We start from the raw sequence: 9,436 nt of genomic DNA, 5'->3' as shown, positions 1-9,436 counted from the left end.
TTAAGATACATTTACCGCCCCATTGGGGCCAAATAAGGAGAAAACCAATGGCAAATCCGAAGATTACCAAAATCGAAACAGTGATTTTTGAATACGATATTCAGAACATGGGCACCGATTACAACGGCTTCAACCTTGTTTACGAGAAGGGCAATGTCCACAAGATGCAGTCATCAATTCTGCGGATTCATACCAGTATCGGGGTTATCGGTGAATCCACGGGCAGGAATATACTCCCAAATGTCGCCAACTACGTGCTGGGGAAGAATCCGTTTGAACGTGAAAAGATATACAACGACGTCAAACGGGGTTTACGCCATACCGGCACCACCGCCCTCAGTGGGCTTGATGTTGCGTTGTGGGATTTCGCAGGTAAAGTATACAATGCTCCAATTTACCAACTACTCGGTGGCTGGCGAGAAACTATCCCCGCTTATGCCAGTACCTACCATGGCGATGAGAACGGTGGATTGAGTACCCCAGAGGCATTTGCTGATTTTGCTGAGCAGTGCGCTGAGTTGGGGTACCCGGGGTTTAAGATTCACGGTTGGGGTAATGCGCCTATTGAGCGGGAAGTGGCAAATATCCACGCCGTCGGACAGCGTGTGGGAGATCGGATGGACCTGATGGTCGATCCTGCCTGTGAGTTAGAGACTTGGGCAGACGCACTCAAGTTGGGTAGAGCGTGTGACGAGGAAAATTTCTTCTGGCTGGAAGATGCGTACAAAGATGGCGGTGTTTCGGTCTTCGGTCACAAGAAACTGCGAGAGTTGATTAAGACACCGCTGTTACAGACGGAACATATCTTTGGGTTGGAGCAGCATGTCGACTTTATCGTCAATGGCGGCACAGATTTTGTGCGAACTGGCACTTACGAAGATGGTGGTATCACCGGTGCGATGAAGGTGGCACGCGCTGCTGAAGGGTTTGGATTGGATGTAGAGTTCCACGGTGGAAGTATACCTCACCGCCACTGCATCGCTGCTATCCGCAACACCAATTACTACGAACTTGGGCTGCTGAATCCGCTAATCAAGCACACAAAACCGCCTATTCATCCCCCCGAATTTACCGATGAACTAGAGAACATCGACGCCAATGGGCATGTGTCGGTGCCTCAGGGACCGGGACTCGGTGTAGAAGTAGATTGGGATTATATTAACGCCCACCATGTCAATACGATTGTCTATGAATAATAGTGTGACTTTAGGGAAAGGTCTGGCATGAGTACGACCACTTTGATCGCCTTTTTTGCGTCTTGCTGAGCGTAGAAACATAGTCCTTCAAGTAGCGTACACTTCTCTCCCTTCCCGCAGTATACTCCGATAAATCAGACCGATATTGTCTTTGTGCATTTCTAGATCATTGGGTGTTGCTACCAAAATATCAAAAGGTACTCTCAATCCTCTAATCTGCCGGTATAGGAGTTGTGCGGTCCGTCGTCGGTGGACACCATCGGGCATTATCACAAGAACGTCAATGTCGCTGTTAGGTCCCATCTCACCGCGAGCTGCGGAACCAAAAAGAATGATTCGTAGGGGTTGGACAAGCTCAATAATGCGTCGCACCAATAGTTCGATCGCTTCAGACTCGGATTGCATATTCATCCTCCATTATTGCGATAATGCTTGCTAGATCTGACAAGTATGTATTATAGCACAATTAGTCCAATTGTCAATAGAACTTATATGGCGGATCCACATAGAAAAAGATTGTCAGTCAACACCAAGGCGTGTTAAAATGTAGATGCGTTTTTGGGCGGTTCAAACCTTTTGTAGGTCGAATTTACGCACCTCAGTTTGCCGTAGCGCAACCAAATTCGGAATAGTCGCATGAATATAGGAAGTATCATACGCTTTGTCAAAAATATGCGGACTGTTACCGAATTTTACAAGGATGTCGTCGGATTACACCCTGATGAAGAGCAGCCGTTTCCGGCGCACCGATTTTTCCGCTTTAATACCGGGCAGTGTAAACTTTGCCTGCATAGCGCAAGTAAACCAAACAGTGAAAAACAAAAGGTCGTCTTCCACGTCGAGAACGTAAAAGCCGTTCACGATGCCCTCAAGGCGAAGGGTTTACGATTGAGACCTTTAAAAAATGATCGTGGATTAGCGTGTTTCGATATTTCAGATCGTGAAGGTAGCAAAATTCAGTTCTGGGGAAATTACTAGTGATAGTCTCAATCGAAAAATTCAAAGCAACTTTTAGTTCAACTACATTTTCTGGAGGAATTCGATGTATAAAATTGCTCTCATCCCTGGCGATGGGATTGGCCCCGAGGTAACAAATGAAGCGATGAAGGTCTTCGGGGCAGCTGCGGACAAAACAGGCTTCAAATACGAGACTGTCGCATATGACTTCGGCGGCGATCGCTACCTCGAAACTGGAGAGATCCTGCCAAACAGCGCACTTGATGAGTTTCGGCAAACGGATGCAATCTTTTTGGGGGCCATCGGTCACCCCGATGTAACACCGGGTATCTTGGAAAAAGGGATTCTATTGCGAACCCGCTTTGAATTGGATCTCTATATCAACCTTCGCCCCGTCAAGCTCTACCCTGGTGTTTGGACACCCATCAAAGACAAAGGACCTGAAGAGATCGATTTTATCATCGTTCGGGAGAACACGGAAGGTTTATACGCTGGTATTGGCGGATTTTTGAAGCATGGAACAACTGATGAAGTCGCCATCCAAGAGATGATTAATACCCGCAAGGGAGTAGAGCGCTGCGTGCGCTACGCCTTTGAATTGACCCGCAAGCGGAACAGGGCGAAGCAGCTGACCCTGTGCGATAAGGCGAATGTGCTGACGTATGCGCATGATCTCTGGCGGCGTGTATTCGATGAGGTAAGTGCCGAATATATGGACATCGCGACGGACTACGCCTTCGTTGATGCAACAACGATGTGGATGGTCAAAAATCCTGAATGGTTTGATGTTATTGTTACCTGCAACATGTTCGGTGACATTATCACAGACCTTGGCGCGATGATCCAAGGGGGCATGGGCGTTGCCGCATCGGGCAACTTGAATCCTGAGAGCGTTGCGATGTTTGAACCGATTCACGGGTCTGCACCACGGTACACAGGGAAGAACCAGATCAACCCGATTGCTGCGATTAGTGCCGCTGGTATGATGCTCGAGCATCTTGGTGAAACAGAAGGCGCAGACTTGGTCGATGGCGCTGTTAGTAGCTTGCTTGCCAGTGGACAAATCAAGGACCTTGCTGCTGGACGGATGGGATTCACAACGACACAAATAGGGGATATGATAGCGGAATCGGTCGCCAATTAAGTTATAGTAATAGGCATACTCTGTATGCCGTAACCCTTGTGCAAATTACACTATCACGGGGCGTATTGCACACTATAAGAGTATCAGACGATGAGAAGATCTCAACTATTCGGACGCACACTCAGAGAATCTCCATCAGAGGCGGAAATCCCTAGCCATCAACTGCTTCTACAGGCTGGTATGATTCGCCGACTCGTAGTGGGCATGTATAGCTACCTGCCGCTCGCGCAACGTGCCTTACGCAAGATCGAAAATATCATCCGCGACGAAATGGACGCTATCGGGGGACAAGAGATTGACATGCCTCTTGTCCAACCTGCGGGGTTATGGCAAGAAACGGGACGCTGGGAGATGCTTGTCGGCAAGGAATTAGCTGGCTTTGAAGATCGATTTGGTCGCAGACTAGTGCTTGCTATGACGCATGAAGAGGCGGTCACCGACTTAGTCAGGAATCAGACCAATTCCTATCGACAGTTGCCGCTGATGCTCTACCAAATTAAGCTGAAGTTTCGGGATGAACCGCGTCCACGCGCTGGGTTGATTCGTGTCCGTGAATTTGCGATGAAAGACGCCTATAGTTTCCACGCCGATGAAGCCGATTTGGATAGCTACTATGCGGAGATGCATCAGGTCTATCTCAACATTTTTCACCGTTCAGGCATAGAGGTTGTTTCGGTCGAATCTGATCCCGGAATAATTGGGGGAACAGAGGCGCATGAGTTCATGATGATTGCCGACGCCGGTGAGGATAGAGTCATCGCTTGTAACAGTTGTAATTATAGGGCAAATGCGGATGTTGCTGTGATGCAGAAACCGCGGGTCGATCATGGTGAGCCGGAACCAATCGAGGAAATGGAGACGCCAGATCAAACGACAATCGAAGATGTTGCAAATTACCTGGGCGTCGAAAAAGAACAAACGCTCAAAGCGGTATTCTATTCGACCGACGAAAGTCTTATTTTCGCGGCTATTCGCGGCGATATCGAGGTAAACGAAACAAAACTCAAAAAGGCTGTAGGAGCGACCCACCTTTGGTTTTCCACCGATGAAGAGCTGCGAAGATACGGTTTAGTCGCTGGGTATGCCTCACCTATTGATGTGAAAGGCGTCACGGTGGTCGTCGATGATTCCGCTGCGTCCACCACGAATCTGATCGCCGGTGCGAATAAGCCGGGATACCATCTGAAAAACATGAATTACCCACGTGATTTTAAGGCACACGTCGTCACCGATATTTCACTGGCGCGCGGCGGAATGACCTGTATTCACTGTGGAGGCGCATTAACAGAGAAACGTGGGATTGAAGTCGGTAACATCTTTAAGCTCGGCACAAAATACAGCGAGGCAATGAACGCGACCTATCTCAGTCAGAAAGGGCGTTCACAACTGCTCTTCATGGGATGCTACGGTATTGGGATCGGGCGTCTGCTTGGAAGTATTGTTGAAGCAAACCACGACGAGGACGGTATCATCTGGCCCCACGCTGTGGCACCGTATCAGATTCATCTTATGCACATCGGCAAGGGCGACGATGTGCGTGAACAGGCTGAGGCACTGTATTCAATGCTTCGTGCACAAGGGTATGAGGTCCTCTACGATGACCGCCAAGAAAGCCCCGGCGTCAAATTCAAGGAAGCAGATCTCTTGGGAATGCCTTTGCGGCTTACGATTAGCCAACGCACGTTAGAAACCGATTCGGTGGAGGTCAAGCGCCGCACTGAACAGCAAAAAGATGTGGTAAAGCTAGATGAATTGAATCCGCAGCTTTATCTGTCATGAATCTATAGAAAGACAATTATTATGTTTGGTAAGATTAGGAACAGGTACGGTGAACGCCTTGATTATACTTGTCACGAAGGTGAAAAAGGATCGAAAAACATCGTCATCCTTGGACACGGTGTAACCGGGAACAAAGATCGTCCTTTTGTTGTGGCGTTGGCAGAAGGGCTAGCTGCTGCAGGGATTACGGCGTTGCGCTTCTCCTTCTCTGGAAACGGTGTGTCAGAAGGTAAATTTACGGATTCAACCATCTCGAAAGAGGTTGAGGATTTTGGTGCTGTGTTGGATGTTTTGGACGGCTATGCAATCTGCTACGTGGGTCACAGCATGGGTGGCGCAGTTGGAGTATTACGCGCAAGCACGGATAGTCGAATCCAACTGTTGGTTTCACTCGCCGGCATGGTGCACACAAAAGCCTTCGCCCAACGTGAATTCGGCGATGTCACCCCCGATGAAGGATTGATGTGGGATGAACCGGATTGTCCCCTTTCGCAAGCCTACATGGATGACCTGACGCAGATTGACACGGTCATAGATCTTTCTTCGCAAATCACCGTTCCGTGGCTTCTGGTCCACGGCGATGAGGATGACGTTGTACCGATTGAGGATTCCCATGATATTCTAGCCAAAGCCAATAGTCAGGCCCAACTCGTTACGATTGAAGGAGCGAACCACGTTTTCGGTGATGAGTATACACCTGTGATGGTAGAGAAGGTGATTGCGTGGATAAAAGCGCAGCTTGCAAACTTGAATCCGTAGATGTGCAAAACTGTCTTCTTTGCTGCTCTGAACCGATTCGAGAATTCGCTGTCGTTGATTCCAAGACCTATTGGCGTTGCGATGTATGCTACTTGACGTTTCTTTCGTCCGAGTCCTATCTCTCTCCAGACGATGAGCTTGCCCGGTACCTGTTGCACGAGAACAACCCAGAAGATTGCCGCTATCGGCAGTTTCTTAGCCGATTAACTGACCATCTGACGTCCAAACTACCTCCTGGAGCAAAGGGGCTCGATTTCGGTTCAGGCCCGGGACCCACGCTTTCGGTTATGCTTGAAGAGGCGGGGTTTCCCATGGAAATTTATGATCCCTACTTCGCACCCGATACCCGTCCCCTTGAGCAGACATACGATTTTATCACCTGCACCGAAACGGTCGAGCATTTCTACCAGCCCGCAAAGGAATTCCATCGGTTTAACCGACTGCTCCGGTGTAATGGGTGGTTGGGAATCATGACAGAAATGCTAGAGTCGGATGAGGATTTTGCCAATTGGTGGTATCATCGTGAGCCAACACACGTTTGTTTTTACAAACAGGAGACGATGGACTGGATTGCAGTCCAGTACGGCTGGAAAGTAGAATATCCGCGAAAGAATGTCACATTCTTTTACAAACCTGAGAAATCGTTTGACTAATTTTCCCAAGGAGAGATGAAATGACCAGGACTAACGCTACCCGGACCAATGACGGGCCGAGACTGTCTGTCTCGACTTGGAGCCTGCACCGTCAACTCGGCCGTCCTGACTTTTATGGACCTGAAGATGAAAAGCAGATTCCTGTCGCAACGCATGGTAACGGTGAGCTCTCGCTACTAGAAGTTCCCGACCGCGTTGCCAAATTCGGTATCAACACTTTAGAACTCTGCCACTTCCATATACCAAGTCTGGACAAGGGGTATCTGGACGAACTGCGCGGTGCATTGAAGGCAGCAAACGTCGAGTTGTTCTCGTTGTTGATCGATCATGGCGATATTACCCATCCCAAATGTGCAGATCAAGATCTTGTCTGGATAGGGGAATGGATTGATACAGCGGGGATGCTAGGTGCCGCCTGTGCTCGCGCGATCGCTGGAAAGGCAGCACCCTCCGCAGACACGTTGGAGATGAGCCGAACTGGACTAGAAAAATTAGCGGAACGTGCCGATGTAAACGGAGTCCGCTTGATGACGGAAAATTGGTTCTCCATCCTCTCAACGCCAGAAAACGTATTGACGCTTCTGGACGGTTTAGAGGGCAAGGTTGGACTCTGTCTCGATTTTGGGAACTGGCAGGGCGAAACCAAGTACGCCGATCTCAAGGCAATCGCACCACGAGCGGAGTCTTGCCACACCAAAGCTCACTTTCTGTCACCCGGTGAAATGGATAGAGATGATTATGTGCGCTGCTTGGATCTAACGCAGGACGTTAGTTTCTCTGGACCGCATACGCTAATCTACGATGGTCCGGGCGATGATGAATGGGAGGGGTTGAGTATCGAGCGAAAAGTCGTCCAATCCTATCTCTAGCAATTCTGCAATTTTGGAATTGTCACATTTCTAATAATAGGACTTACGCAGCGCGTTCATAAGTCCCCCTGAGTTTCCCAAGTCCCCCTGACAAGGGGGATTTAGGGGGTTAAAAATAAAAAAACTTGCTCCGCGTGCTAAATTTGCGTAAGTCGTGCAATAAGTAGGAATAGAGGAGAATAATATGGCACAAATTAGGCAATCCGCAACAGGGTGGAGTTTTATTCAAGGTGATTTGACCCCTGAAGGATTTATTCGAGGCGCAGCCGAAGTTGGCTTGGCAGCGGTTGAGTTAGTCGATGAGCAGTATTGGCCCCTCGTAAAGGATTTGGGGCTTGATGTCGCTACCTTCGTTGGCCACAGCTCACTGACCGATGGACTCAACAAGCGCGAAAATCACGATCGAATCGAAGATGAACTGCTTGCGAACATTGAACTTGCTGCTGCAAATGATATCCCCGGCCTCATCACCTTCTCTGGCAACCGCTATGAAGGTTTGTCCGATGAAGAGGGAATTGACATCGTTGCAGAGGGACTGAGCCGTGTGACGAAGGCTGCTGAGGAGAAGGGAGTCAACCTCTGTCTAGAACTGCTTAACAGCAAGGTCAATCATCCGGATTATCAGTGCGATAGTACAGCTTGGGGCGTAGAGGTGTGTAAGCGCGTCAACTCACCACGAGCGAAGCTGCTCTACGATATTTACCACATGCAGATTATGGAGGGCGATATTATCCGGACACTCCAAGACAATATCGAGTATATCGGACATTTCCACACAGCGGGCAACCCCGGTCGTCACGACTTGGATGAGGAGCAGGAGATCAACTATCCACCCATTATGCGAGCCATTGCAGAAACGGGTTATACGCTCTATGTGGGGCACGAGTTTATCCCAAAAGGCGATCCGATTGAAGGGTTACGCGCGGCGGCTCAACTTTGTGATGTCGGTTGAACTGAGCGACTGGGGCTCCTAAGTGGGCTTATCTCACACTTGATAATCTTATCACGGGGAAAATGTCGGGGCAAGTTTTGTACTTGCCCTTTTTTTTGAACTTCTTCTAGGATTCCCCTCTTTTCCCGCACGCGAAGAACAGTACCATTCAGGAACAGTCAGACGTTTTATTGCACTCAGGGTTCCAGTAAGAATATCCTTGACTTCATAACGGAATTAGGGTAGAGTTGCACTTACCATAAATGTGACCGGATGCGCTACTAATCTTTAAGGGAAGGAATAGACATGGGACTGAGCAAAAAACAGAAAAGTTTGTTCTTCCGAGATGGTTATATCGTTATCAAGAATCTGGTCTCCCCCGACGAAATTGAGACGTTACGGGAACACTATGGCCGCCTCGTATTGGGAGGGGCACCTGATTTTCCTGAACGGCACATCTCGCGGCACAATCCGCAACAGCCACAGACGCTGGACCCAGCCACACCACATGGAGACGGACACGATCGGCGGGGAACCCAGGTTTATCCAAAAGGGGAAGAGGATTACGCAGTGCAACGTAATGCACCCGTCAAAGATCCACTCGATGCTATAAACAAGGTTAATGTACCTTCCCGCTATGACGCCATTTTTGACGCCTATGTCCGCTCACCGCAGATTGTTGATATTGTCGCCGACCTAATGGGATCGAATATTAAGTTATATTATGATCAGGTGTTCGCCAAACCGCCTTATGCGCGAGCCAACCGCTACCATCAGGATTCTGTGTTCTGGAGTTTCTTTGCGAGCAACTTTCAGATTACCTGTCAGCTTTTGCTAGACGATGCAACTGTGGAAAACGGCTGTGTCCGCTTTATTCCGGGCAGCCACAATTTTGGGCTGGTCAATTGGGATCATTTACCGTATATGTTGACGGAAGATGTCCTAGCGCAAGAGGTGGCAGTGCCTCTTGAAGCGGGTGACGCCACCTTCCATCACAGTTTGGCATTGCATTGCAGCGGTCCCAATACGACACCCCACCGCAGGCGGGGTTGGTCTATCCACTATGTATCAGCGGAGACACGTTATATTGGCACACCGGAGGAGACCGAGCATATCAAGGAGTTGGGCTGCCTTGTGGGACCAGAGCC

10 protein-coding genes are annotated in these 9,436 nt (G+C 49.2%); 9 read left to right on the top strand and 1 reads right to left on the bottom strand.

Features of this window, described 5'->3' with window-relative positions; all coding sequences use genetic code 11:
* Positions 1-47: 47 nt before the first annotated feature.
* A complete protein-coding gene (locus J4G02_00365) occupies positions 48-1,196 on the top strand; it encodes a mandelate racemase (GenBank protein ID MCE2393049.1) in 1,149 nt (382 codons plus the stop codon).
* 87 nt (positions 1,197-1,283) lie between these two features.
* On the opposite strand, the gene J4G02_00360 is transcribed toward J4G02_00365, so the two are convergent.
* Complete coding sequence (locus J4G02_00360; GenBank protein MCE2393048.1) at positions 1,284-1,601, bottom strand: nucleotidyltransferase domain-containing protein; 318 nt, start codon at positions 1,599-1,601, stop codon at positions 1,284-1,286.
* Between the two features lie 231 nt (positions 1,602-1,832).
* On the opposite strand from J4G02_00360, the gene J4G02_00355 reads away from it, so the two are divergent.
* The 8 genes from J4G02_00355 to J4G02_00320 all read left to right on the top strand — a co-directional run.
* Positions 1,833-2,174 (top strand): VOC family protein, encoded by a 342-nt coding sequence (locus J4G02_00355; protein MCE2393047.1) that lies wholly within the window; start codon positions 1,833-1,835, stop codon positions 2,172-2,174.
* Positions 2,175-2,238: 64 nt separating this feature from the next.
* Positions 2,239-3,297 (top strand): 3-isopropylmalate dehydrogenase, encoded by a 1,059-nt coding sequence (locus J4G02_00350; GenBank protein ID MCE2393046.1) that lies wholly within the window; start codon positions 2,239-2,241, stop codon positions 3,295-3,297.
* Positions 3,298-3,387: 90 nt separating this feature from the next.
* Positions 3,388-5,076 (top strand): proline--tRNA ligase, encoded by a 1,689-nt coding sequence (locus J4G02_00345; GenBank protein MCE2393045.1) that lies wholly within the window; start codon positions 3,388-3,390, stop codon positions 5,074-5,076.
* Positions 5,077-5,097: 21 nt separating this feature from the next.
* Positions 5,098-5,835 carry an alpha/beta fold hydrolase gene (locus J4G02_00340; protein ID MCE2393044.1) on the top strand — a complete coding sequence of 246 codons (738 nt, stop codon included), beginning with the start codon at positions 5,098-5,100 and terminating at the stop codon, positions 5,833-5,835.
* A 35-nt stretch (positions 5,836-5,870) separates the two neighbouring features.
* Positions 5,871-6,488 (top strand): class I SAM-dependent methyltransferase, encoded by a 618-nt coding sequence (locus J4G02_00335; GenBank protein MCE2393043.1) that lies wholly within the window; start codon positions 5,871-5,873, stop codon positions 6,486-6,488.
* 20 nt (positions 6,489-6,508) lie between these two features.
* A complete protein-coding gene (locus J4G02_00330; GenBank protein MCE2393042.1) occupies positions 6,509-7,357 on the top strand; it encodes a sugar phosphate isomerase/epimerase in 849 nt (282 codons plus the stop codon).
* 184 nt (positions 7,358-7,541) lie between these two features.
* Complete coding sequence (locus J4G02_00325) at positions 7,542-8,309, top strand: TIM barrel protein (protein MCE2393041.1); 768 nt, start codon at positions 7,542-7,544, stop codon at positions 8,307-8,309.
* 285 nt (positions 8,310-8,594) lie between these two features.
* The coding region (locus J4G02_00320) for a phytanoyl-CoA dioxygenase family protein (GenBank protein MCE2393040.1) at positions 8,595-9,436 on the top strand (842 nt) is incomplete at its 3' end.

The sequence above is a fragment of the Candidatus Poribacteria bacterium genome (assembly GCA_021295755.1).
Taxonomy (GTDB): domain Bacteria; phylum Poribacteria; class WGA-4E; order WGA-4E; family PCPOR2b; genus PCPOR2b.
Note: the sequence above shows the minus strand (reverse complement) of the source record. Positions and strands in the feature narration are given on the sequence as shown.

Excerpts from the sequence above, each read along its gene's own strand:
- J4G02_00365 (MCE2393049.1), top strand. The coding sequence starts at position 48 with ATGGCAAATCCGAAGATTACCAAAATCGAAACAGTGATTTTTGAATAC.
- J4G02_00360 (MCE2393048.1), bottom strand. The coding sequence starts at position 1,601 with ATGCAATCCGAGTCTGAAGCGATCGAACTATTGGTGCGACGCATTATT.
- J4G02_00355 (MCE2393047.1), top strand. The coding sequence starts at position 1,833 with ATGAATATAGGAAGTATCATACGCTTTGTCAAAAATATGCGGACTGTT.
- J4G02_00350 (MCE2393046.1), top strand. The coding sequence starts at position 2,239 with ATGTATAAAATTGCTCTCATCCCTGGCGATGGGATTGGCCCCGAGGTA.
- J4G02_00345 (MCE2393045.1), top strand. The coding sequence starts at position 3,388 with ATGAGAAGATCTCAACTATTCGGACGCACACTCAGAGAATCTCCATCA.
- J4G02_00340 (MCE2393044.1), top strand. The coding sequence starts at position 5,098 with ATGTTTGGTAAGATTAGGAACAGGTACGGTGAACGCCTTGATTATACT.
- J4G02_00330 (MCE2393042.1), top strand. The coding sequence starts at position 6,509 with ATGACCAGGACTAACGCTACCCGGACCAATGACGGGCCGAGACTGTCT.
- J4G02_00325 (MCE2393041.1), top strand. The coding sequence starts at position 7,542 with ATGGCACAAATTAGGCAATCCGCAACAGGGTGGAGTTTTATTCAAGGT.